The sequence below is a fragment of the Enterobacter sp. RHBSTW-00593 genome (assembly GCF_013784105.1).
In the GTDB taxonomy this organism is placed as follows: Bacteria; Pseudomonadota; Gammaproteobacteria; order Enterobacterales; family Enterobacteriaceae; genus Enterobacter; species Enterobacter ludwigii.
Genome location: NZ_CP056393.1, coordinates 3,073,404 through 3,097,193, shown reverse-complemented (window position 1 = coordinate 3,097,193; position 23,790 = coordinate 3,073,404). Strand labels below are relative to the sequence as shown.

The window sequence follows — 23,790 nt, the reverse complement described above, 5'->3', positions numbered from 1 at the left end:
ATGTTTAACAAAATTCTGGTGGTATGCGTGGGGAACATTTGCCGTTCCCCCACGGCTGAACGGCTGCTGAAACTCTACCAGCCCGAACTGACCGTTGAATCCGCAGGGCTGGGTGCGCTGGTCGGTAAAGGTGCCGATGAGCGCGCAACGAGCGTGGCCCGCGATCATAACCTTTCTCTCGACGGGCACATCGCCCGTCAGGTCACCGGCCGTATGTGCCGGGAGTATGACCTGATCCTGACGATGGAAAAACGCCATATCCATGCGCTGTGTGATATCGCACCGGAGATGCGCGGCAAGGTGATGCTGTTTGGTCACTGGGACAATGAACGCGAAATCCCCGATCCATATCGCAAAAGCCATGAGGCCTTCGAGGCGGTATACACCTTACTTGACCAGTCTGCCCGTCAGTGGGCGCAGGCACTGAAAGCTCAGCAGGGATAACAATGACAGAAAAAACAAAACCTTCTGCCGCCCCGACTTCGGGCAGTGATGAAATCGATATTGGTCGCCTGGTCGGCACCGTCGTAGAGGCAAAGTGGTGGGTGCTTGGGATCACCGCTGTATTTGCCGCGGCGGCCGTCGTCTATACGCTGTTTGCGACGCCAATCTACAGTGCCGATGCGCTGGTGCAGATTGAGCAGAATACCGGTAACTCGCTGGTGCAGGACATTGGCTCCGCACTGGCGAACAAACCGCCGGCCTCCGATGCGGAAATTCAGCTGATTCAGTCGCGCCTGGTTCTGGGTAAAACCGTTCACGACCTCGGCCTTGATATCTCCGTCACCAAAAATACCTTCCCGATCTTTGGTGCCGGCTGGGACCGTCTGATGGGACGCAGCAACGATACGGTTAAAGTGACTGACTTTGTGCTGCCAAAAGGAAGCGCGGATCAGACCTTTACCCTGACGGTGTTAGGCCCGAAACAGTACCAGTTGACCAGCGATGCGGGCTTTAGCGCGCGCGGTGAAGTGGGGCAGATGCTGACGAAAGAGGGTGTCAGCATGATGGTCAGCGCGATCCACGCCCAGGAGGGCGGTGAATTTACCGTGACCAAATTCTCCACGCTGGGAATGATTAACAATCTGCAGAACAACCTGACCGTCACCGAAAACGGCAAGGACACCGGTGTCCTGAGCATGACCTTTACCGGTGAAGATAAGGATCAGATCCGCGACATCCTCAACAGCATCACCCGTAACTATCTTGAGCAGAACGTTGAGCGTAAATCGGCTGAAGCAGCGAAAAGCCTGGCATTCCTCGCCAAACAGCTTCCGGAAGTCCGCGCCCGTCTGGATGATGCCGAGAACAAGCTGAACGCCTATCGTCAGGATAAAGACTCTGTCGACCTGCCACTGGAAGCGAAATCCGTTCTCGACTCGATGGTTAACATTGATGCCCAGCTTAACGAGCTGACCTTCAAAGAGGCGGAGATTTCCAAGCTTTATACCAAGCGTCACCCGGCCTACCGTACGCTGCTTGAGAAACGCCGCACGCTGGAAGAAGAGAAGGCGAAACTCAACGACCGCGTCACTGCGATGCCTAAAACGCAGCAGGAAATCGTACGTCTGACCCGCGATGTGGAATCCGGACAGCAGGTGTACATGCAGCTGCTGAATAAACAGCAGGAGCTGAAAATCACCGAAGCCAGTACCGTTGGTGATGTGCGCATCGTTGACCCGGCCATCACCCAGCCTGGGGTGCTGAAGCCGAAGAAAGCCCTCATCATTCTCGGCAGCATTATTCTGGGTCTTATCCTCTCCATCGTTGGCGTGCTGCTTCGCTCGCTGTTCAACCGTGGAATCGAAAGCCCGCAGGCACTGGAAGAGAGCGGTATCAACGTCTACGCCAGCATCCCGCTGTCGGAGTGGCAAAAATCGCGTGACAGCGTCAAAACCACCAAAGGCGTTAAGCGTTACAAACAAAGCCAGCTGCTGGCCGTGGGTAACCCAACCGATCTGGCCATCGAAGCGATTCGTAGTCTGCGTACCAGTCTGCACTTCGCCATGATGCAGGCCAAAAACAACGTCCTGATGCTGACCGGTGTCAGCCCGTCAATTGGTAAGACCTTTGTTTGTGCCAACCTGGCGGCGGTGGTGAGCCAGACCAATAAACGGGTGCTGCTGATCGACTGTGATATGCGTAAGGGCTATACCCACGAACTGCTGGGTACCAATAACGTCAACGGGCTGTCGGAAATCCTGCTGGGCAAAGGTGAGATTAGCCAGAGTGCAAAACCGACGACGGTGCCGAAGTTTGACCTTATTCCGCGTGGTCAGGTGCCGCCGAATCCATCAGAGCTGCTGATGAGTGAACGTTTTAGCGAGCTGGTGGAGTGGGCGAGCAAAAACTATGACCTGGTGTTGATTGATACCCCACCAATTCTGGCGGTGACCGATGCCGCCATTGTGGGCCGCCATGCCGGCACCACGCTGATGGTGGCGCGTTACGCGGTGAACACGCTGAAGGAAGTGGAAACCAGCCTGAGCCGCTTCGAGCAAAACGGAATTGAAGTGAAAGGGGTGATCCTGAACTCCATCTTCCGTCGTGCGACCGGTTACCAGGACTACGGTTACTACGAGTACGAATACAAGTCTGACAGTCACTAATCGTTAGCTTTCGGGGAAGACCATGACTACACAACGCCCTTTAGTTTCTATTTATATGCCGACATGGAATCGTCAGCAGCTGGCGATCCGCGCAATAAAATCTGTGCTGCGACAGGATTACGATAACTGGGAACTGATCATCGTTGATGACTGTTCTTCCTCGTACGAACAGCTGCAAAAGTTTGTGACTGACCTTAACGACCCGCGCGTGGTTTACACGCACAACGAGATTAACTCCGGTGCGTGCGCGGTGCGTAACCAGGCGATTATGCAGGCTAAAGGCCAGTATCTGACCGGCATCGACGACGATGACGAATGGACGCCGAACCGTCTGTCGATCTTCCTGTCGCACAAAGCACAGCTGGTGACGCATGCGTTTTTGTATGCCAACGACTATGTCTGTCAGGGTGAAGTTTACTCGCAGCCTGCCAGCCTGCCGTTGTACCCGAAATCGCCTTACTCACGCCGCCTGTTCTATAAACGCAACATCATTGGTAATCAGGTCTTTACCTGGGCGTGGCGCTTTAAGGAGTGCCTGTTCGATACCGAGCTGAAGGCTGCGCAGGATTACGACATCTTCCTGCGCATGGTGATGGAGTATGGCGAGCCGTGGAAGGTGGAAGAGGCGACGCAGATCCTGCATATCAATCACGGGGAGATGCAAATCACCTCGTCGCCGAAGAAATTCTCTGGTTACTTCCACTTTTACCGCAAGCACAAGGACAAATTCGACCGTGCCAGCCGGAAGTATCAGCTGTTTACCCTCTATCAGATCCGCAATAAGCGCATGAACTGGCGCACGCTGCTCACGTTGTTGTCCGTGCGTAACGGCAAGCGTCTGGCTGATGGACTTCGGGGGAAATAATGTTTCTGGAAGATTGCCGCGCTAACAGCTGGAGCCTGCGCCCGTGCTGCATGGTTCTGGCGTACCGCATCGCGCATTTTTGCTCGGTGTGGCGCAAGAAAAATGTTTTAAACAATCTCTGGGCAGCACCGGTGCTGGTGCTGTACCGCATCATTACTGAATGTTTTTTTGGTTATGAAATTCAGGCCGCTGCCACCATTGGTCGCCGTTTTACCATTCATCACGGTTATGCCGTGGTGATCAACAAATTCGTTGTAGCCGGTGATGATTTCACTATTCGCCACGCCGTCACCATCGGTAACCGTGGGCCCGACAGCCTGGCCTGCCCGGTGATTGGCAATAACGTCGAGCTGGGCGCGAACGTGGTCATCATTGGCGACATCACGATTGGTAACAACGTCACGATAGGCGCAGGCAGCGTGGTGCTGGACAGTATTCCGGATAACGCGCTGGTGGTGGGTGAGAAAGCCCGCGTGAAGGTGATCAAATGAACATTCTGCAATTTAACGTCCGTCTCGCAGAGGGCGGGGCGGCCGGTGTGGCGCTGGATCTTCACCAGCGCGCGCTGCAAAAAGGACTTCAGTCTCGTTTTATTTACGGTTATGGCAAAGGCGGTAAGAAAAGCGTCAGCCACGATAACTACCCGCAGGTACATAAGCACACGCCGCGCCTGACTTCCGTGGCCAACATTGCCTTGTTCCGCCTGTTTAATCGCGATCTGTTTGGCAATCTTAATACCCTTTATCGCACCGTGACGCGCTCCCAGGGGCCGGTTGTGCTGCATTTCCACGTGCTTCACAGCTACTGGCTGAATCTGGAAGAGGTGGTGGCGTTTTGCCAGAAGGTGCAGGCCCACAAACCGGATACCCGCTTCGTCTGGACGCTGCACGATCACTGGAGCGTGACCGGTCGCTGCGCCTTTACCGACGGGTGTGAAGGCTGGAAAAGCAACTGCCAGAAGTGCCCGACGCTGAGCAACTATCCGCCGGTGAAAGTGGATCGTGCCCATCAGCTGGTGGCCGGAAAGCGCCAGCTGTTCCGCGACATGCTCTCGCTCGGCTGTACGTTTATCTCTCCAAGCCAGCACGTGGCCGATGCCTTTAACAGTCTGTATGGGGCAGGGCGCTGTCAGATCATCAATAACGGTATCGACGTGGCGACGGAAGCGATTCTGGCCGAACTTACCCCGGTTGCAGAAACCCCGGGTAAACCAAAAATCGCTATCGTTGCGCATGACCTGCGTTACGACGGCAAAACCAATCAGCAGCTGGTGCGCGACATGATGGCGCTGGGTGACAAGATTGAACTGCACACCTTCGGCAAGTTCTCGCCGTTCGAAGGGGCTAACGTGGTGAATCACGGGTTTGAAACAGACAAGCGCAAACTAATGAGCGCCCTCAATGGGATGGATGCGCTGGTATTCAGTTCGCGCGTGGATAACTACCCGCTGATCCTGTGCGAAGCGCTCTCCATCGGTGTGCCGGTGATTGCCACCCACAGCGATGCGGCACGTGAAGTGCTGGAAAAATCGGGCGGGACCACGTTTGCGGAGCATGAGGTGCTGCCTCTGGTGCAACTGCCGAAGGCGCAGATCGCGCAGGCCGTTTTTGGTACCGACCTGGAATCGTTCCGCAACCGCAGCCGCAAGGCCTACAGTGGACAACAGATGCTGGAGGAATATGTCTCGTTCTATCAGAGTCTGTAGTTATCTGCTGCTGCCGCTGATTTACCTGCTGGTCAACGTCAAAATTGCCCAGCTTGGCGAAAGCTTCCCGATAACCATAGTGACCTTCTTGCCCGTTCTGCTTCTGCTGTATGTCGACAAAATCAACCTCAAGAAGCTGATGATGGCCTTAGGGCTGGGCGTGGGTCTGACGCTATTTAACTACATCTTTGGTCAGTCTCTGGATGCCAGTAAATACGTCACCTCCACCATGCTGTTTGTTTATATCGTCATTATTATTGGCATGGTCTGGAGTATTCGTTTCAAGGTTATTTCGCCACACAATTATCGGAAAATCCTTAGGTTCTTTTATATTGCCGTTGCGTTAATTGTTATGCTTGCTGCACTGGAAATGGCGCAAATTATTTTGACCGGTGGCAGTAGCCTGATGGAGATAATTTCGAAATATCTCATTTACAGTAACAGCTATGTATTGAACTTCATCAAGTTTGGCGGAAAGCGTACGACAGCCCTCTATTTTGAACCGGCGTTTTTTGCTCTGGCACTAATCTCAATTTGGCTCAGCATCAAACAGTTTGGTATCAAAACCCCTAAGACCGATGCTATGATTCTTGCAGGAATTGTTCTGTCAGGATCGTTCTCAGGGGTAATGACATTTATCCTGTTTTACCTGCTGGAGTGGGCGTTCCAGTACCTGAACAAAGATGCGATTAAGAAAAAACTGCCGCTGGCGATTATCTCTCTGACAGTATTTATGGTTGGCGTGATATTTGCCTTCCCATACATCTCAGAACGCCTGGGAGATTTGGGAACCGAAGGCTCGTCATCCTATTATCGTATCATTGGTCCACTGGTGATGGTGGGTTATTCCTTAACCCATATCGATGGTGTAGTAAGATTCGGCTCACTTTACGAATATGTTGCATCATTCGGAATCTTTAACGGTGCGGATGTCGGTAAAACCATAGACAATGGCCTGTATCTGTTAATTATCTATTTTTCGTGGTTCGCCGTACTGTTGACACTGTGGTATCTGTTTAAAGTTTTCAAAATGATGATTAACGCGTTTGGTGATAACCAGAACTTTCGCGTGCAGCTTTATCTGTTTACACCGGTGTCGTTGTTTTTTACCGGGTCAATATTTAGCCCGGAATATGCTTTCTTGATTGTCTGTCCGTTTATTCTGCGCAAAGCGCTTAATATTACGAACGTATGACGAAATGAGGTGATTTATGTTTCTTAGCGTCATTACTGTCGCTTTTCGTAATTACGAAGGGGTGGTAAAAACCTGGCGCTCGCTGCGCAACCTGGCGCGCGATCCAAGCCTCACCTTTGAGTGGATTGTGGTCGATGGCGGCTCGAACGATGGTACGGCGGAGTTTCTGGAAAAACTCAACGGTGAGTTCAACTTACGTTTCATCAGCGAGAAAGATAAAGGCATCTACGATGCGATGAATAAAGGCATCGACATGGCGCAAGGCCGTTATGCCATCTTCCTGAATTCCGGTGACGTATTCCATGAGGATGTGGCGTTATTTGCCCGTCAGCTGGCGCGCCAGAAAGAGGATGCGATGTACATTGGCGACGCGCTGCTCGATTTTGGCGATGGCCATAAAGTTTGCCGCAGTGCGAAACCCGGCTGGTATATCTACCACAGTTTGCCTGCCAGCCATCAGGCCATTTTCTTCCCGGTAAAAGGTCTGAAAAAACAGCCTTACGATCTGCAGTATAAAGTTTCTTCAGATTATGCGCTGACTGCCAGCCTGTATAAATCAGGTTACCCGTTCCGTCGAATTAAAGGGCTGGTATCTGAATTTTCAATGGGCGGCGTGTCAACGTCTAATAATCTGGAACTGTGCCAGGATGCCAGAAATGTGCAGCGTAAAATATTAGGCGTGCCGGGGTTCTGGGCGGAATTATCTTATTTATTACGTCTGCGTACCACCGGTAAAACGAAAACCTTATATAACAAAGCCTGAATATAAGGAAACGTAATGCAGGATCTTAAAGGTTTCTCCGTGCCGAAAGGCTTTCGGGGCGGGAGCGGTATTAAAGTGCAGTTGTGGTGGGCCGTACAGGCCACCTTATTTGCCTGGTCACCGCAAATACTGTACCGCTGGCGAGCTTTTTTATTGCGACTGTTTGGCGCAAAAATCGGAAAAAACGTAGTCATTCGCCCGTCGGTAAAAATTACCTACCCGTGGAAATTAACGCTTGGGGATTATGCGTGGGTAGGGGATGACGCGGTGTTATATACCCTTGGCGATATTACGATTGGCGCAAATTCAGTGGTTTCACAGAAGTGTTATTTGTGCACCGGCAGTCACGATTTTATGAGTCAGCATTTTGATATTACCGCCACTCCGATTGTGATTGGCGAAAAATGCTGGCTGGCGACAGATGTTTTTGTTGCACCTGGTGTTTCTGTTGGCGATGGCACGGTAGTCGGTGCCCGCAGCAGCGTTTTTAAATCGCTACCGGCAAATAAAATTTGCCGTGGCAACCCCGCAGTGGTGATACGCGAACGCGTTGAAACTGATTAAATTCATAAGTAGAGGAATATAAACATGTCTAAAGTCGCTCTCATCACCGGCGTTACCGGACAGGATGGTTCTTACCTGGCAGAACTGCTGCTGGAAAAAGGTTATGAAGTACACGGTATTAAGCGTCGTGCTTCTTCATTCAACACCGAACGTGTGGATCACATTTATCAGGATCCTCATGCGGCGAACCCGAAATTCCATCTGCACTACGGCGACCTGACCGATACTTCCAACCTGACCCGTATTCTGCAGGAAGTGCAGCCGGATGAAGTGTACAACCTGGGCGCGATGAGCCACGTTGCGGTCTCCTTCGAATCTCCGGAATACACCGCTGACGTTGACGCAATGGGTACGCTGCGTCTGCTGGAAGCGATTCGCTTCCTCGGCCTTGAGAAGAAAACCCGTTTCTACCAGGCATCCACCTCTGAGCTGTACGGTCTGGTGCAGGAAATTCCTCAGAAAGAGACTACCCCGTTCTACCCACGTTCTCCGTACGCGGTGGCGAAACTGTACGCGTACTGGATCACCGTGAACTACCGTGAATCCTACGGCATGTATGCCTGTAACGGCATTCTGTTCAACCACGAATCCCCACGTCGTGGTGAAACATTCGTTACCCGTAAAATCACCCGCGCTATCGCTAACATCGCACAGGGTCTGGAATCTTGCCTGCACCTCGGCAACATGGATTCCCTGCGTGACTGGGGCCATGCCAAAGACTACGTAAAAATGCAGTGGATGATGCTGCAGCAGGAAAAACCAGAAGACTTCGTTATCGCAACCGGCGTGCAGTACTCCGTACGTCAGTTCGTTGAGATGGCTGCCGCTCAGCTGGGTATCAAACTGCGCTTCGAAGGTACCGGCGTGGAAGAGAAAGGCATCGTGGTTTCCGTAACGGGCCATGACGCACCGGGCGTGAAACCGGGCGACGTGATTGTACAGGTTGACCCACGTTACTTCCGTCCTGCTGAAGTGGAAACCCTGCTGGGCGACCCAACCAAAGCACACGAAACACTGGGCTGGAAACCAGAAACGACTCTGCAGGAGATGGTTTCCGAGATGGTTGCCAAAGATCTTGAAGCAGCGAAAAAACACTCCCTGCTCAAGTCTCATGGCTACGAGGTTGCCATCGCGCTGGAGTCCTGAGAATGACAAAACAACGTATTTTTGTCGCGGGTCATCGCGGAATGGTGGGTTCCGCGATTGTTCGCCAGCTTGAACAGCGCGGTGATGTCGACGTGATTGTCCGTACCCGTGACGAGCTGAACCTGCTCGACAGCAAAGCGGTACAGGACTTCTTCGCCAGTGAACGTATTGACCAGGTGTATCTGGCGGCGGCGAAAGTGGGCGGCATTGTTGCCAACAACACGTATCCGGCGGATTTCATCTACGAGAACATGATGATTGAGAGCAACATCATTCACGCAGCGCATCTGCACAACGTGAATAAGCTGTTGTTCCTCGGCTCATCCTGTATCTACCCGAAAATGGCGAAGCAGCCGATCGCTGAGAGCGAACTGCTGCAGGGCACGCTGGAAGCAACCAACGAGCCGTATGCGATTGCCAAGATTGCCGGGATCAAGCTGTGCGAATCCTACAACCGTCAGTATAACCGCGACTATCGTTCGGTGATGCCGACCAACCTGTACGGACCGCATGACAACTTCCACCCGAGCAATTCGCACGTGATCCCGGCGCTGCTGCGTCGTTTCCACGAAGCAACGGCCGAAAATGCACCGGATGTGGTGGTGTGGGGCAGCGGGACGCCAATGCGTGAATTCCTGCATGTGGATGACATGGCGGCTGCCAGCATCCACGTAATGGAGCTGGATCGTGAGGTGTGGCAGGAAAACACCGAACCGATGCTGTCGCACATTAACGTCGGTACTGGCGTGGATTGCACCATTCGTGAGCTGGCGCAAACCATCGCGCAGGTGGTGGGTTACAAAGGCCGCGTGGTCTTTGACGCCACCAAACCGGACGGCACGCCGCGCAAACTGCTGGACGTGACCCGTCTGCATCAGCTGGGCTGGTATCACGAGGTATCACTGGAGCAGGGGCTGGCAAGCACCTACCAGTGGTTCCTTGAAAACCAGCACCGCTTCCGGGGGTAATGATGTTTTTAAGTCAGGAAGATTTTGCCACGGTAGTGCGTTCCACTCCGCTCATCTCAATTGATTTGGTGGTGGAAAACGAACGCGGCGAGTTCTTGCTGGGAAAACGAACCAACCGTCCTGCACAGGGCTTTTGGTTCGTGCCCGGCGGGCGCGTGCAGAAGGATGAGACGCTGGAAAATGCTTTTGAGCGTCTCACTCTGGCGGAACTGGGCCTGCAACTGCCGATGGCGGCAGGCCAGTTTTACGGGGTCTGGCAGCACTTCTATGACGATAACTTTTCGGGCACCGGTTTCACCACGCACTATGTGGTGCTCGGTTTTCGCCTGAAGGTGAGTGAGGCAGACCTGCGTCTGCCTGATTCTCAGCATGACGACTACCGCTGGCAGACGCCAGAGGCGTTGCTGGCCAGTGACAATGTGCATGACAACAGTCGTGCCTATTTCCTGGCCGATCGTCAGTCCGGAGTGCCGGGCTTATGAAAATTCTGGTGTACGGAATCAACTATTCGCCGGAGTTAACCGGAATCGGTAAATACACCGGCGAAATGGTCGAGTGGATGGCGAGCCAGGGACATGACGTGCGGGTCATTACCGCGCCGCCATACTACCCGGAATGGAAAGTAGGTGAGCGCTATTCAGGCTGGCGCTACCGTCGCGAAGAGGGTGCCGCGACCGTCTGGCGTTGCCCGCTGTACGTGCCGAAACAGCCCTCAACGCTGAAGCGGTTACTTCATCTGGGCAGCTTTGCCCTGAGCAGTTTCTTCCCGCTGATGGCGCAACGTCGCTGGAAGCCGGATCGCATTATCGGTGTGGTGCCAACGCTGTTCTGCACCCCAGGCATGCGCCTGCTGGGCAAACTCTCCGGCGCGCGCACGCTGCTTCACATTCAGGATTATGAAGTGGACGCCATGCTCGGCCTGGGAATGGCCGGCAAAGGTAAGAGCGGGAAGGTGGCGAAACTCGCCAGCGCCTTCGAGCGCAGCGGCCTGCATAACGTGGATTATGTCTCGACCATCTCGCGCTCAATGATGAACAAAGCGCAGGAGAAGGGTGTACCGGCGGAAAAAGTGATCTTTTTCCCTAACTGGTCTGAAGTGGCGCGTTTTCGCGACGTGACAGACAGTGATGCTCAGGCGCTACGCGCTCAGCTCGGTTTGCCTGACGACCAAAAAATCATTCTTTACTCAGGCAACATCGGCGAGAAGCAGGGGCTGGAGAGCGTCATCGACGCCGCACAGCAACTGAGCCATCAACCCTGGATGTTTGTCATCGTCGGGCAGGGCGGCGGAAAAGCGCGACTGGAAAAAATGGCCAGCGAGCGCGGCCTGACGAACGTGAAATTTTTCCCGCTTCAGTCTTACGAGGCACTGCCTGCGTTGCTGAAGATGGGCGACTGCCATCTGGTGGTACAAAAGCGCGGCGCGGCAGACGCGGTGCTGCCGTCCAAGCTGACCAACATTCTGGCAGTGGGCGGTAACGCGGTGATCACGGCGGAAGCCGAAACAGAATTAGGCCAGCTGTGCGACAGCTATCCGGGGATCGCCGTTTGCGTGGAACCGGAATCGGTCCCGGCGCTGGTCACTGGCATTGAACGGGCACTTGCCATGCCAAAAACGAACACGGTGGCACGTGAATATGCCGAACGCACGCTCGAGAAAGAGAACGTGCTGAGCCAATTTATTGCAGATATACGGGGATAAATCATGAGTCAAACCACTTTGTATCCGGTTGTGATGGCAGGTGGCTCTGGTAGCCGGTTGTGGCCGCTGTCCCGCGTGCTCTATCCAAAACAGTTCCTCTGCCTGAAAGGGGAGCTCACCATGCTGCAGACGACGGTTAACCGCCTGCAGGGTGTGGAGTGTGAAAGCCCGGTGGTGATTTGTAACGAACAACACCGCTTTATTGTCGCCGAGCAGCTGCGCCAGCTGAACAAACTCACAGAAAATATCATTCTGGAGCCTGCCGGACGTAACACCGCCCCCGCGATTGCGCTGGCGGCGCTGGCGGCCAAACGCAGCAGCCCGGATTGCGATCCGCTGATGCTGGTTCTGGCGGCAGACCATGTTATTCAACAGGAAGAGTCGTTCCGCGAGGCGGTACGCGCAGCTATTCCTTACGCCGAAAACGGCAAACTGGTGACTTTCGGCATCGTGCCGGACCTGCCGGAAACCGGCTACGGGTATATTCGTCGTGGCAATGTGACCCCGGGCGAAGGCGACAGCGTAGCGTTTGACGTGGCGCAGTTTGTCGAAAAACCGAATCTGGAAACCGCGCAGGCGTATGTGGCCAGCGGTGAATATTACTGGAACAGCGGGATGTTCCTGTTCCGCGCTGGCCGCTACCTGGAAGAGCTGCGCAAATATCGCCCGGATATTCTGGACGCCTGCGAGAAAGCGATGGCGGTAGTGGATCCGGATCTCGATTTTATCCGCGTTGACGAAGCGTCTTTCCTCGCCTGCCCGGAAGAGTCAATTGACTATGCGGTAATGGAACGCACGGCCGATGCCGTTGTGGTACCGATGGATGCGGGCTGGAGCGATGTTGGCTCCTGGTCCTCCCTGTGGGAGATCAGCGCCCATACCCCGGAGGGTAACGTCCACCACGGTGATGTTATCAGCCACAAAACGGAAAACAGCTATGTCTACGCCGAGTCCGGTCTGGTGACCACAGTTGGCGTGAAGGATCTGGTGGTCGTACAGACGAAAGACGCCGTGCTGATTGCTGACCGTAATGCCGTGCAGGACGTTAAAAAAGTGGTGGAGAAGATCAAGGCCGATGGTCGCCATGAACACCATATCCACCGCGAAGTGTATCGTCCGTGGGGCAAATATGACTCCATCGATGCCGGTGAACGTTACCAGGTGAAACGCATCACCGTGAAACCGGGGGAGGGGCTGTCGGTACAGATGCACCACCACCGTGCCGAGCACTGGGTCGTGGTGGCGGGTACCGCCAAAGTCACGATTGATGGCGAAGTGAAACTGCTGGGCGAAAACGAGTCAATCTATATTCCACTGGGAGCCACGCACTGTCTGGAAAACCCGGGGAAAATTCCTCTCGACTTAATTGAAGTGCGCTCCGGTTCGTACCTGGAAGAAGACGATATTGTCCGTTTCCAGGACCGTTACGGGCGGGTATAGCGCCGTCTCTAAAGCCGGATTGCGTTTCGCGCATCCGGCCTGCGAATGAATAAAAACAAATTTGCCTGTTAATCGGGCGGGCCAACTGTTGCCTGAAAAAGGGGTCATCATGGAAAAATTAACCTGTTTTAAAGCCTACGATATTCGCGGCAAGCTGGGCGAAGAGCTGAATGAAGACATTGCGTGGCGCATTGGCCGCGCATACGGCGAATATCTTAAGCCACAAACGATTGTCCTGGGCGGCGATGTGCGCCTGACCAGTGAGTCCCTGAAGCTGGCGCTGGCAAAAGGGCTGCAGGATGCGGGAGTGGACGTGCTGGATATCGGCTTGTCCGGCACCGAAGAGATTTACTTTGCCACCTTCCACCTCGGCGTGGACGGCGGTATCGAAGTGACGGCCAGCCATAACCCGATGGACTACAACGGTATGAAGCTGGTGCGCAAGGGCGCGCGTCCAATCAGCGGCGATACCGGTCTGCGTGACGTGCAGCGTCTCGCCGAAGCCAACGATTTCCCGCCGGTGAACGAAGCAAAACGCGGCAGCTATAAGCAGATCGACCTGCGTAAAGCGTACATCGACCACCTGCTGGGCTACATCAACGTTGCAAACCTGAAACCGCTGAAGCTGGTGATCAACTCCGGTAACGGCGCGGCCGGCCCGGTGGTGGATGCGCTCGAAGCCCGCTTTAAGGCCCTGAACGTCCCGGTAACCTTCGTTAAGGTCCATAACACCCCGGACGGCAACTTCCCGAACGGTATCCCGAACCCGCTGCTGCCGGAGTGCCGCGACGACACCCGTAACGCGGTCATCGAACACGGTGCCGATATGGGTATCGCCTTTGACGGCGATTTCGACCGCTGCTTCCTGTTCGACGAAAAAGGCCAGTTCATCGAAGGCTACTACATTGTCGGCCTGCTGGCGGAAGCGTTCCTCGAGAAGAACCCGGGCGCGAAGATCATTCACGATCCGCGTCTGTCCTGGAACACCGTGGATGTGGTGAACGCCGCGGGCGGCCAGCCGGTGATGTCCAAAACCGGTCATGCCTTCATCAAAGAGCGTATGCGCGAAGAAGACGCCATTTATGGCGGCGAGATGAGCGCCCACCACTATTTCCGTGATTTTGCCTACTGCGACAGCGGGATGATCCCGTGGCTGCTGGTGACCGAGCTGCTGTGTCTGAAAGGGCAGACCCTTGGCGAGCTGGTACGCGACCGCATGGCGGCCTTCCCGGCAAGTGGCGAAATCAACAGCAAACTGGCGCAGCCGGCCGAGGCCATTGCCCGCGTGGAGCAGCATTTTGCCCTCCATGCGCTGGAAATTGACCGTACCGACGGCATCAGCATGGCGTTCCCGCAGTGGCGTTTTAACCTGCGCTCTTCAAATACCGAGCCGGTGGTGCGCCTGAACGTGGAATCCCGCGCGGATACCGCGCTGATGGAAGCGCGAACGAAGGACATTCTGGCGCTGTTGAATCAGTAAATAGCTTTCCCCCTCACCCTGATGTGGGGTGAGGGGGCAGGTGTTGAACTAAAGGAACAACGATGACGAATCTAAAAAAACGCGAACGAGCGAGAACGAATGCATCGTTAATCTCCATGGTGCAGCGTTTTTCTGATATCACCATCATGGTCGGCGGATTATGGGTGGTGAGTTGGGTAAGCGGGCAATCCTTCTTCTACATGCATCTGCTCATGGCGCTGATTGCGCTGGTTGTGTTCCAGATGATCGGGGGGATGACCGACTTCTACCGTTCGTGGCGTGGTGTGAAAATGACCACCGAACTGATGCTGTTGCTGCAGAACTGGACATTAAGCCTGATCTTCAGCGCAGGGCTGGTGGCATTCAGCCATGATTTTGATAATCGCCTGGTGACGTATCTGTGCTGGTACCTGATTACCAGCGTCGGCATGGTCGTATGCCGCACCCTGATCCGTTTTGGTGCCGGCTGGCTGCGTAACCGCGGTTATAACCGTCGCTTTGTCGCCGTGGCGGGGGATTTGCCGGTAGGGAAGGTGCTTCTCGATAGCTTCCGCAAAGAGCCATGGTTAGGTTTTGAAGTGGTCGGGATTTATCATGACGCGAAGCCTGGCGGCGTGCCTTCAGACTGGGCTGGTAATTACGAACAGCTTATTGAGGACGCGAAAGCCGGCAAAATTCATAACGTCTACATCGCGATGCAGATGAAAGATGAATCCCGCATTAAGAAACTGATGCGTGAACTGGCCGATACCACCTGTTCGGTGATCCTGATCCCGGACGTCTTTACCTTTAACATCCTCCATTCCCGTATTGAAGAAGTGAACGGCGTGCCGGTCGTGCCGCTGTATGACACCCCGCTGTCGGGTATCAATCGCGTGCTCAAGCGCCTGGAAGATATCGTGCTCTCTTCACTGATCTTACTGCTGATCTCCCCGGTGCTGTGCTGCATTGCCCTGGCGGTGAAGCTGAGCTCCCCGGGCCCGGTTATTTTCCGTCAGACCCGCTACGGCATGGACGGTAAGCCCATCATGGTGTGGAAATTCCGCTCAATGAAGGTGATGGAGAACGACAAGGTCGTGACCCAGGCGACGCAGAACGATCCACGTGTGACGCGGGTGGGGAACTTCCTGCGCCGTACCTCGCTGGATGAGCTGCCGCAGTTTATCAACGTCTTTACCGGTGGCATGTCGATTGTCGGACCCCGTCCCCATGCCGTGGCTCACAACGAACAGTACCGCTCGCTGATTGAAGGCTACATGTTGCGCCATAAAGTGAAGCCAGGCATTACCGGCTGGGCGCAGATCAACGGCTGGCGCGGCGAGACCGACACGCTGGAAAAAATGGAAAAACGCATCGAATTCGACCTGGAGTACATCCGTGAATGGAGCCTCTGGTTCGATATCAAGATCGTCTTTCTGACCATCTTCAAAGGTTTCGTGAACAAAGCGGCGTACTAAGATGAGCTTACGTGAAAAAACCATCAGCGGCGCCAAATGGTCAGCGATAGCGACCATTGTCATCATTGGCCTCGGCCTGGTGCAGATGACGGTGCTGGCGCGCATTATCGATAACCACCAGTTCGGTCTGCTGACCGTCTCGCTGGTGATTATCGCGCTGGCCGATACGCTGTCTGACTTCGGCATTGCTAACTCGATTATCCAGCGCAAAGAGATCAGCCATCTGGAACTGACCACGCTCTACTGGCTGAACGTTGGGCTGGGGGTGTTCGTTTTCGTGCTGGTGTTCCTGTTGAGCGATGCCATCGCCAGCGTGCTGCACAACCCCGATCTGGCACCGCTGATGCGTACGCTCTCGTTTGCTTTTGTGGTGATCCCGCACGGGCAACAGTTCCGCGCGCTGATGCAGAAAGAGCTGGAATTCAACAAGATTGGGATGATCGAGACCAGCGCCGTTCTCGCAGGGTTTACCTTTACCGTGGTCAGCGCCCATTTCTGGCCGCTGGCCATGACCGCTATCCTCGGGTATCTGGTTAACTCTGCCGTGCGTACGCTGCTGTTCGGCTACTTTGGTCGCAAGATTTACCGTCCTGGGCTGCATTTCTCTCTCGCTTCGGTGTCATCCAACCTGCGTTTTGGCGCGTGGCTCACCGCCGACAGCATCATCAACTATGTCAACACCAACCTCTCCACGCTGGTGCTGGCACGCATCCTCGGGGCGAGCGTCGCGGGCGGGTACAACCTGGCGTACAACGTTGCGGTAGTACCACCAATGAAGCTCAACCCGATTATCACCCGCGTACTGTTCCCGGCGTTCGCCAAAATTCAGGACGACACCGAGAAGCTGCGCGTCAATTTTTACAAGCTGCTCTCTGTGGTGGGCATTATCAATTTCCCGGTTTTGCTGGGGTTGATGGTGGTCTCGAGCAACTTCGTGCCGCTGGTGTTTGGCGAGAAGTGGAACAGCATTATCCCGATACTGCAGCTGCTGTGCGTGGTGGGGCTGTTGCGATCCGTTGGCAACCCGATTGGCTCACTGCTGATGGCTAAAGCGCGGGTTGATATCAGCTTCAAATTCAACGTGTTTAAAACGTTCCTGTTTATTCCGGCGATTATCGTCGGTGGACATATGGCCGGCGCCATTGGGGTCACGCTGGGTTTTCTGCTGGTGCAGATCATCAACACCGTTCTGAGCTACTTCGTGATGATCAAGCCGGTGCTGGGCTCCAGCTACCGGCAGTACATTCTGAGCCTGTGGCTGCCGTTTTATCTGTCACTGCCTACCCTTGCGGTGAGCTATGGACTGGGCATCGTGCTCACTGGCCATCTGCCGCTCGCGGCCATGCTGGCAATACAGGTCGCAGCAGGTGCACTGGCGTTTGGCGTGATGATTGTGCTGTCACGTAATGCGCTGGTGGTGGAGATGAAGCGCCAGTTTTGCCGTAACGAAAAAATGAAAACGCTGCTTCGCGCAGGCTAGTTATTTAAGAGGCCATTATGAAATTACTTATTCTTGGCAACCATACCTGCGGCAACCGTGGCGACAGCGCCATTCTGCGCGGTTTATTGGATGCGATTAACACCCTTAAGCCTGAGACTGAAGTGGACGTGATGAGCCGTTATCCGGTCAGCTCTTCCTGGTTATTGAACCGCCCGGTAATGGGCGACCCGCTCTACAGCCAGATGAAGCAGCACAACAACGCTGCCGGCGTGATGGGACGCGTGAAGAAAGTTCTGCGCCGTCGCTATCAGCACCAGGTGTTGCTGTCCCGTGTAACTGATACCGGCAAGCTGCGTAACATCGCCATTGCTCAGGGCTTCACGGATTTCGTTCGACTGCTGTCGGGCTACGACGCCATTATTCAGGTCGGCGGATCGTTCTTCGTCGATCTTTACGGTGTGCCGCAGTTTGAGCACGCACTTTGCACATTCATGGCGAAAAAACCGCTGTTTATGATTGGTCACAGCGTCGGGCCGTTCCAGGATCCGCAGTTTAACCAGCTGGCAAACTATGTCTTCGGCCACTGCGATGCTCTGATCCTGCGTGAGTCGGTAAGCCTCGATATGATGAAACGCAGTGAGATTGACACCTCTAAAGTGGAACACGGGGTGGACACCGCCTGGCTGGTGGATCATCAGGACGACAGTTTCCAGGCGAGCTACGCAGTGCAGCACTGGCTGGACGTGGCGGCGAAACAGAAAACGGTCGCCATCACCCTGCGCGAACTCGCACCGTTTGATAAACGTTTAGGCACCACCCAGGCGGCGTATGAGAAAGCGTTTGCTGACGTAGTGAACCGTGTGCTGGACAGCGGATACCAGGTGCTGGCGCTTTCAACCTGTACCGGCATCGATAGCTATAACAAAGATGACCGCATGGTGGCGCTGAACCTGCGCAACCTGGTAAACGATCCGTCCCGTTATCACGTGGTGATGGACGAACTGAACGACCTCGAGATGGGCAAATTGCTCTCAGCCTGTGACCTCACCGTGGGCACGCGTCTGCACTCGGCGATCATTTCGATGAACTTTGGCACGCCGGCCATTGCGATTAACTACGAGCACAAGTCAGCCGGCATTATGCAGCAGCTTGGCATGCCTGAAATGGCCGTTGATATTCGTCATCTGCTGGATGGTTCGCTTGGCGCGATGGTGGGCGATACCCTGGGGCAACTGCCTGCCATCAATGAACGCCTGGCCGTCGCGGTGAAAGCCGAGCGCGAGAAGGGAATTGGGATGGTGAAATCGGTGCTCGACCGCGTCCGGGAGGGGAAATGAAGGTTGGTTTCTTCTTACTGAAATTTCCGCTGTCGTCTGAAACCTTTGTGCTGAACCAAATCACCGCGTTTATCGATATGGGATACGACGTGGAGATCATCGCCCTGCAAAAGGGCGATACACAAAATACCCATGCGGCGTATACGCAGTATGGACTGGAGGCGAAAACCCGCTGGCTGCAGGACGAGCCCTCAGGAAGAGTAAATAAGCTGCGCCACCGGGCCAGCCAGACCTTACGCGGGATCCATCGTGCGTCGACCTGGCGCGCGCTGAATATTTCCCGCTATGGCGCGGAATCTCGCAACCTGATCCTGTCCGCCATTTGTGGTCAAACGGCGCAGCCGTACCGCGCCGATGTGTTTATTGCTCACTTTGGCCCGGCGGGCGTGACCGCCGCCAAACTGCGTGAGCTGGGGGTGATTGACGGTAAGATTGCGACCATCTTCCACGGTATCGACATCTCCAGCCGCGAGGTATTGAACCACTACACGCCCGAGTATCAGCAGCTTTTCCGCCGTGGCGACATGATGCTGCCCATCAGCGACCTGTGGGCCGGGCGTCTGAAAAACATGGGTTGTCCGCAGGAAAAAATCACCGTTTCGCGTATGGGCGTGGATTTAGAGCGCTTTACCCGCCGCCCGGTCAAGGTACCGGGAAAACCGCTGCAGATTATTTCTGTGGCTCGTCTGACGGAGAAAAAAGGTCTGCACGTGGCCATCGAAGCCTGCCGCCAGCTGCGAGCGCGCGGCGTGGATTTCCGCTATCACATTCTCGGTATTGGCCCGTGGGAGCGTCGTCTTCGCACGCTTATCGAACAGTATCAGCTGGAAGATTATGTGGAGATGCCAGGCTTTAAGCCAAGCCACGAGGTGAAGGCCATGCTGGATGAGGCGGATGTATTCCTGCTGCCTTCCGTGACCGGCGCCGATGGCGATATGGAGGGGATCCCGGTTGCGTTAATGGAGGCGATGGCCGTCGGTATTCCGGTGGTGTCGACCCTGCACAGCGGGATCCCGGAGTTAATCAAGTCTGATTACTCCGGCTGGCTGGTACCGGAGAATAATGCGATGGCCCTTGCGGATCGTTTAGCCGAATTTAGCGGCATCGACCAACAGGCGCTGGAGCCCGTTATCCACAACGCCCGACAAAAAGTTGAAGCAGATTTTAACCAGCAGGTGATTAATCGCCAGTTAGCGAGCCTGCTGCAAACGTTGTAACGCCGAGGTTGTATGCTGAAAAAGATTACCCGACGCACCTTTGTCTCTTCTTTATCCGTCCTGGCGGCTACGCCGCTGCTGTCGTCCCGCATTGCGCGGGCGGCAACCGGAAAGACGGTCTCTGTTAACCAGTACAATAACAACGACTGGATCGCCGCCTTTAAGCAGGCGTTTAACGAAGGCGACACCGTTGTTGTCCCTGCCGGGCTCACCTGTAAAAACATCAATACGGGCATTTTCATTCCTGACGGTAAAACGCTGTTGATCCGCGGTGCGTTAACGGGCAATGGTCGCGGACGCTTCGTGCTGCAGGAAGGCAGTAAAGTGATTGGTGAAGGTGACGGCCGCACGGAGAACATTACGCTGGACATTCGCGGTTCAGACTGTGTGATCAAAGGGCTGGCAATGAGCGGCTTTGGACCGGTGACGCAGATCTACATTGGCGGCAAAAAGCCGCGCGTCATGCGCAACCTGCTGATTGATAACATCAGCGTAAGCCAGGCGAACTACGCCATCCTGCGCCAGGGATTCCATAATCAGATAGATGGCGCGCGCATCACCAACAGTAAATTCAGCCATCTGCAGGGCGACGCGATTGAGTGGAACGTCGCCATTAATGACCGTAACATCCTGATCTCCGATCATGTGATTGACAACATTAACTGTACGAACGGCAAGATCAACTGGGGCATCGGCATTGGTCTCGCCGGCAGCACCTACGACAACGATTATCCGGAAAAGCAAACCGTGAAGAACTTCGTGGTGGCAAATATCACCGGCAGCAACTGTCGTCAGTTAGTCCACGTCGAAAACGGTAAGCACTTTATTATTCGCAATATTAAGGCCAAGAATATCACTCCTGACTTCAGCAAGAAGGCGGGAATAGACAACGCCACGGTGGCCATTTATGGCTGTGATAATTTCATAATTGATAATGTCGATATGGTCAATAGTGCCGGCATGCTAATCGGCTACGGTGTAATAAAGGGCGACTATCTCTCGATACCTCAGAACTTTAAGCTGAATGACATTCGCCTGGATAATCGCCAGCTTGCGTACAAACTGCGCGGAATACAAATTTCCTCCGGCAACGCCACCTCTTTTGTGGCCATCACCAACGTTGAGATGCAGCGGGCTACGCTTGAGTTGCACAACAAACCGCAGCACCTCTTCTTGCGTAATATCAACGTGATGCAGGAAGCTGCCGTCGGCCCGGCGCTGAAGATGAATTTCGACCTGCGTAAGGATGTGCGAGGCAAGTTTATGGCTAAAGATGAGACCTTACTGTCGCTGGCGAACATCAAGGCTGTGAATGAGAAAGGGCAGAGCTCCGTGGATATTGACCGCGTGGACCAGCAGGTGGTGAATACGGAGCGGCTGAATTTTGCGCTCCCGCACAGATAATCGACAATTGCCTTTTTTTGCGACTATTCCTGGCACAGAAACGCGATCTATTCAGATTACAACTACTGTTTTTTGTGATGTGGTCCCCTAACATCATATAAGAATCACGGCAAATCATGCTGGCGAAAACAGGTTAAAGAGCTATAATTCGTCAACCATTTTAAGGTGGAAGAAATAATGATTAATTTGAAAGCAGTCATTCCGGTAGCAGGCTTGGGCATGCATATGCTGCCAGCCACAAAAGCCATTCCTAAAGAGATGCTGCCGATTGTCGACAAACCGATGATTCAATACATTGTCGATGAAATTGTTGCTGCAGGGATCAAAGAAATCGTCCTGGTTACGCACTCCTCCAAGAATGCGGTAGAAAACCACTTCGACACCTCTTACGAACTCGAAGCGTTGCTTGAGCAGCGCGTAAAACGCCAGCTGCTGGCTGAAGTGCAGTCTATCTGTCCTCCTGGCGTAACTATCATGAACGTGCGTCAGGCGCAGCCGCTGGGTCTGGGCCACTCCATTCTTTGCGCACGCCCGGTCGTGGGTGACAACCCGTTCATCGTTGTACTGCCGGATATCATTATCGACAGCGCATCTGCCGATCCGCTGCGTTACAACCTGGCGGCAATGGTGGCGCGCTTCAACGAAACGGGCCGTAGCCAGGTACTTGCTAAGCGCATGAAAGGCGATCTCTCTGAGTACTCTGTTATCCAGACTAAAGAAGCGCTAGAGACGGAAGGGCAGGTGAGCCGTATCGTTGAGTTTATCGAGAAACCGGATCAGCCGCAGACGCTGGATTCTGACCTGATGGCCGTTGGCCGTTATGTTCTCAACGCGGATATCTGGGCCGAGCTGGAAAAAACCGAGCCGGGTGCCTGGGACCGTATCCAGTTGACCGATGCGATTGCTGAACTGGCTAAGAAGCAGTCTGTTGATGCGATGCTGATGACCGGTGACAGCTACGACTGCGGTAAGAAACTGGGCTATATGCAGGCATTTGTGAAGTATGGCCTGCGTAACCTGAAGGAAGGTCAGAAGTTCAGAAGCCGGATTGAGAAGTTGCTGGCTAGCGACTGATCCCTCTCTGTCTTTTGAATAAGCGGCAGTTATCATTTGGCTATGTAAAACATAACCAAAATGGTGACTGCCGTTTTTTGTTATTAATTATAATGATAACATGGGGTTATCTGATTCAAATGTGGACTGATTTGTAACGATTTGTGCTTGTTTCTAAGACCATTTAGGATGACAATTAACGCCAGTTTTTGTCTGTAATCAGACCCAAAATCCTTTATCTAACTTTCGCTCAGTGCACTGGTAGCTGTTAAGCCAGGGGCGGTAGCGTGCAAAATTTCTGAAACCGTTATTATTAATCGGGTTCCAGAGCATCAATATCTCGATATACCCAATAGATGGAATAGCTAACGTGAAGATTCTTGTTACGGGCGGTGCCGGTTTTATCGGCTCAGCAGTGGTGCGACATATTATTAAAAATACTCAGGATGCAGTCGTCAATGTGGATAAGCTGACGTATGCCGGTAACCTGGAGTCACTGACCGACGTTAATGATAGCGATCGTTATGTCTTTGAACATGCGGATATTTGCGATAAGGCGGCAATGGATCGCATTTTCGCCGAGCACAAACCGGATGCGGTGATGCACCTTGCGGCAGAAAGTCACGTTGACCGATCTATCACCGGCCCCGCTGCATTTATTGAGACCAATATTGTCGGTACCTATGTGCTGCTGGAAGCCGCACGGGCTTACTGGTCAACGCTGGATGGCGCGGCCAAAGCGGCGTTTCGTTTCCACCACATCTCAACTGATGAAGTGTACGGTGATTTGCCTCACCCTGATGAACATCCTGCGTCTGCTGAGTTGCCGCTGTTTACCGAAACCACAGCCTATGCGCCAAGCAGCCCGTATTCCGCCTCTAAAGCCTCCAGCGATCATCTTGTACGCGCGTGGCTGCGTACCTATGGTTTCCCTACGATTGTGACTAACTGCTCAAATAACTACGGCCCGTATCATTTCCCTGAAAAGCTGATCCCGTTGGTGATTTTGAATGCTCTGGACGGTAAAGCGCTGCCAATTTACGGCAAAGGTGACCAGATACGTGACTGGCTGTATGTTGAAGACCATGCACGTGCGCTGTATACCGTTGTAACCCAAGGTAAGCCGGGTGAAACATATAACATTGGTGGGCATAACGAAAAGCAGAATCTGGATGTGGTACACACCATTTGCGATCTGCTGGATGAAATCGTGCCGAAAGAAGGCTCCTATCGCGATCAGATTACTTACGTCGCTGACCGCCCCGGGCATGACCGCCGCTACGCGATTGACGCGCATAAAATTGGTGTTGAGCTGGGTTGGAAGCCTGAAGAGACATTCGAAAGCGGAATACGTAAGACTGTTGAATGGTATCTGAATAATAAAAGTTGGTGCATGCGAGTGCAGGATGGTAGTTATCAACGTGAACGTCTGGGGTTAGTATAA

21 protein-coding genes are annotated in these 23,790 nt (G+C 53.9%); all 21 read left to right on the top strand.

Annotated elements, in window-relative coordinates; translation table 11 throughout:
* Positions 1-444: a low molecular weight protein-tyrosine-phosphatase Wzb gene (wzb, locus tag HV242_RS14705; protein WP_014170828.1), complete on the top strand. Its 444-nt coding sequence runs from the start codon at positions 1-3 to the stop codon at positions 442-444.
* A gap of 2 nt (positions 445-446) precedes the next feature.
* Positions 447-2,609, top strand: a complete 2,163-nt coding sequence (gene wzc, locus HV242_RS14700) for a tyrosine-protein kinase Wzc (RefSeq protein ID WP_032680628.1) — start codon at positions 447-449, stop codon at positions 2,607-2,609.
* Between the two features lie 22 nt (positions 2,610-2,631).
* The gene (gene wcaA, locus HV242_RS14695; RefSeq protein ID WP_014170826.1) at positions 2,632-3,474 is read left to right on the top strand and encodes a colanic acid biosynthesis glycosyltransferase WcaA; all 843 of its coding nucleotides are present in this window, start codon (positions 2,632-2,634) and stop codon (positions 3,472-3,474) included.
* The gene (gene wcaB, locus HV242_RS14690; RefSeq protein WP_014170825.1) at positions 3,474-3,965 is read left to right on the top strand and encodes a colanic acid biosynthesis acetyltransferase WcaB; all 492 of its coding nucleotides are present in this window, start codon (positions 3,474-3,476) and stop codon (positions 3,963-3,965) included. The genes wcaA and wcaB overlap by 1 nt, the downstream gene beginning before the upstream one ends.
* Positions 3,962-5,179 (top strand): colanic acid biosynthesis glycosyltransferase WcaC, encoded by a 1,218-nt coding sequence (gene wcaC / locus HV242_RS14685; RefSeq protein WP_014170823.1) that lies wholly within the window; start codon positions 3,962-3,964, stop codon positions 5,177-5,179. The genes wcaB and wcaC overlap by 4 nt, the downstream gene beginning before the upstream one ends.
* Positions 5,154-6,374: a colanic acid polymerase WcaD gene (gene wcaD, locus HV242_RS14680; RefSeq protein ID WP_020883262.1), complete on the top strand. Its 1,221-nt coding sequence runs from the start codon at positions 5,154-5,156 to the stop codon at positions 6,372-6,374. The genes wcaC and wcaD overlap by 26 nt, the downstream gene beginning before the upstream one ends.
* A gap of 16 nt (positions 6,375-6,390) precedes the next feature.
* Positions 6,391-7,137, top strand: coding sequence for a colanic acid biosynthesis glycosyltransferase WcaE (wcaE, locus tag HV242_RS14675; RefSeq protein ID WP_014170821.1), 747 nt, complete (start codon positions 6,391-6,393; stop codon positions 7,135-7,137).
* Between the two features lie 15 nt (positions 7,138-7,152).
* Positions 7,153-7,701 (top strand): colanic acid biosynthesis acetyltransferase WcaF, encoded by a 549-nt coding sequence (gene wcaF / locus HV242_RS14670; RefSeq protein ID WP_020883264.1) that lies wholly within the window; start codon positions 7,153-7,155, stop codon positions 7,699-7,701.
* Positions 7,702-7,725: 24 nt separating this feature from the next.
* Positions 7,726-8,847 (top strand): GDP-mannose 4,6-dehydratase, encoded by a 1,122-nt coding sequence (gene gmd / locus HV242_RS14665; RefSeq protein WP_014170819.1) that lies wholly within the window; start codon positions 7,726-7,728, stop codon positions 8,845-8,847.
* A 2-nt stretch (positions 8,848-8,849) separates the two neighbouring features.
* Positions 8,850-9,815, top strand: coding sequence for a GDP-L-fucose synthase (fcl, locus tag HV242_RS14660; RefSeq protein WP_014170818.1), 966 nt, complete (start codon positions 8,850-8,852; stop codon positions 9,813-9,815).
* 2 nt (positions 9,816-9,817) lie between these two features.
* A complete protein-coding gene (locus tag HV242_RS14655; RefSeq protein ID WP_072126435.1) occupies positions 9,818-10,297 on the top strand; it encodes a GDP-mannose mannosyl hydrolase in 480 nt (159 codons plus the stop codon).
* Complete coding sequence (gene wcaI / locus HV242_RS14650) at positions 10,294-11,517, top strand: colanic acid biosynthesis fucosyltransferase WcaI (protein ID WP_025203687.1); 1,224 nt, start codon at positions 10,294-10,296, stop codon at positions 11,515-11,517. The genes HV242_RS14655 and wcaI overlap by 4 nt, the downstream gene beginning before the upstream one ends.
* A 3-nt stretch (positions 11,518-11,520) precedes the next feature.
* On the top strand, positions 11,521-12,957 hold the full coding sequence (cpsB, locus tag HV242_RS14645; protein ID WP_014170815.1) for a mannose-1-phosphate guanyltransferase: 1,437 nt from the start codon (positions 11,521-11,523) through the stop codon (positions 12,955-12,957).
* Positions 12,958-13,066: 109 nt separating this feature from the next.
* Positions 13,067-14,437: a colanic acid biosynthesis phosphomannomutase CpsG gene (gene cpsG, locus HV242_RS14640; RefSeq protein WP_032680630.1), complete on the top strand. Its 1,371-nt coding sequence runs from the start codon at positions 13,067-13,069 to the stop codon at positions 14,435-14,437.
* Between the two features lie 62 nt (positions 14,438-14,499).
* Positions 14,500-15,894 (top strand): undecaprenyl-phosphate glucose phosphotransferase, encoded by a 1,395-nt coding sequence (gene wcaJ / locus HV242_RS14635; protein WP_014170813.1) that lies wholly within the window; start codon positions 14,500-14,502, stop codon positions 15,892-15,894.
* A 1-nt stretch (position 15,895) separates the two neighbouring features.
* The gene (wzxC, locus tag HV242_RS14630) at positions 15,896-17,374 is read left to right on the top strand and encodes a colanic acid undecaprenyl disphosphate flippase WzxC (RefSeq protein WP_050737043.1); all 1,479 of its coding nucleotides are present in this window, start codon (positions 15,896-15,898) and stop codon (positions 17,372-17,374) included.
* A gap of 17 nt (positions 17,375-17,391) precedes the next feature.
* Positions 17,392-18,672 carry a colanic acid biosynthesis pyruvyl transferase WcaK gene (gene wcaK / locus HV242_RS14625; RefSeq protein WP_024908095.1) on the top strand — a complete coding sequence of 427 codons (1,281 nt, stop codon included), beginning with the start codon at positions 17,392-17,394 and terminating at the stop codon, positions 18,670-18,672.
* Positions 18,669-19,889: a colanic acid biosynthesis glycosyltransferase WcaL gene (gene wcaL / locus HV242_RS14620; RefSeq protein ID WP_050737042.1), complete on the top strand. Its 1,221-nt coding sequence runs from the start codon at positions 18,669-18,671 to the stop codon at positions 19,887-19,889. The genes wcaK and wcaL overlap by 4 nt, the downstream gene beginning before the upstream one ends.
* 12 nt (positions 19,890-19,901) lie before the next feature.
* A complete protein-coding gene (gene wcaM / locus HV242_RS14615; protein ID WP_025203690.1) occupies positions 19,902-21,293 on the top strand; it encodes a colanic acid biosynthesis protein WcaM in 1,392 nt (463 codons plus the stop codon).
* 177 nt (positions 21,294-21,470) lie between these two features.
* Positions 21,471-22,367 (top strand): GalU regulator GalF, encoded by an 897-nt coding sequence (gene galF / locus HV242_RS14610; RefSeq protein WP_050737041.1) that lies wholly within the window; start codon positions 21,471-21,473, stop codon positions 22,365-22,367.
* A gap of 349 nt (positions 22,368-22,716) precedes the next feature.
* Positions 22,717-23,790 (top strand): dTDP-glucose 4,6-dehydratase, encoded by a 1,074-nt coding sequence (gene rfbB / locus HV242_RS14605; RefSeq protein ID WP_044866268.1) that lies wholly within the window; start codon positions 22,717-22,719, stop codon positions 23,788-23,790.

Excerpts from the sequence above, each read along its gene's own strand:
- wzb (WP_014170828.1), top strand. The coding sequence starts at position 1 with ATGTTTAACAAAATTCTGGTGGTATGCGTGGGGAACATTTGCCGTTCC.
- wzc (WP_032680628.1), top strand. The coding sequence starts at position 447 with ATGACAGAAAAAACAAAACCTTCTGCCGCCCCGACTTCGGGCAGTGAT.
- wcaA (WP_014170826.1), top strand. The coding sequence starts at position 2,632 with ATGACTACACAACGCCCTTTAGTTTCTATTTATATGCCGACATGGAAT.
- wcaB (WP_014170825.1), top strand. The coding sequence starts at position 3,474 with ATGTTTCTGGAAGATTGCCGCGCTAACAGCTGGAGCCTGCGCCCGTGC.
- wcaC (WP_014170823.1), top strand. The coding sequence starts at position 3,962 with ATGAACATTCTGCAATTTAACGTCCGTCTCGCAGAGGGCGGGGCGGCC.
- wcaD (WP_020883262.1), top strand. The coding sequence starts at position 5,154 with ATGTCTCGTTCTATCAGAGTCTGTAGTTATCTGCTGCTGCCGCTGATT.
- wcaE (WP_014170821.1), top strand. The coding sequence starts at position 6,391 with ATGTTTCTTAGCGTCATTACTGTCGCTTTTCGTAATTACGAAGGGGTG.
- wcaF (WP_020883264.1), top strand. The coding sequence starts at position 7,153 with ATGCAGGATCTTAAAGGTTTCTCCGTGCCGAAAGGCTTTCGGGGCGGG.
- gmd (WP_014170819.1), top strand. The coding sequence starts at position 7,726 with ATGTCTAAAGTCGCTCTCATCACCGGCGTTACCGGACAGGATGGTTCT.
- fcl (WP_014170818.1), top strand. The coding sequence starts at position 8,850 with ATGACAAAACAACGTATTTTTGTCGCGGGTCATCGCGGAATGGTGGGT.
- HV242_RS14655 (WP_072126435.1), top strand. The coding sequence starts at position 9,818 with ATGTTTTTAAGTCAGGAAGATTTTGCCACGGTAGTGCGTTCCACTCCG.
- wcaI (WP_025203687.1), top strand. The coding sequence starts at position 10,294 with ATGAAAATTCTGGTGTACGGAATCAACTATTCGCCGGAGTTAACCGGA.
- cpsB (WP_014170815.1), top strand. The coding sequence starts at position 11,521 with ATGAGTCAAACCACTTTGTATCCGGTTGTGATGGCAGGTGGCTCTGGT.
- cpsG (WP_032680630.1), top strand. The coding sequence starts at position 13,067 with ATGGAAAAATTAACCTGTTTTAAAGCCTACGATATTCGCGGCAAGCTG.
- wcaJ (WP_014170813.1), top strand. The coding sequence starts at position 14,500 with ATGACGAATCTAAAAAAACGCGAACGAGCGAGAACGAATGCATCGTTA.
- wzxC (WP_050737043.1), top strand. The coding sequence starts at position 15,896 with ATGAGCTTACGTGAAAAAACCATCAGCGGCGCCAAATGGTCAGCGATA.
- wcaK (WP_024908095.1), top strand. The coding sequence starts at position 17,392 with ATGAAATTACTTATTCTTGGCAACCATACCTGCGGCAACCGTGGCGAC.
- wcaL (WP_050737042.1), top strand. The coding sequence starts at position 18,669 with ATGAAGGTTGGTTTCTTCTTACTGAAATTTCCGCTGTCGTCTGAAACC.
- wcaM (WP_025203690.1), top strand. The coding sequence starts at position 19,902 with ATGCTGAAAAAGATTACCCGACGCACCTTTGTCTCTTCTTTATCCGTC.
- galF (WP_050737041.1), top strand. The coding sequence starts at position 21,471 with ATGATTAATTTGAAAGCAGTCATTCCGGTAGCAGGCTTGGGCATGCAT.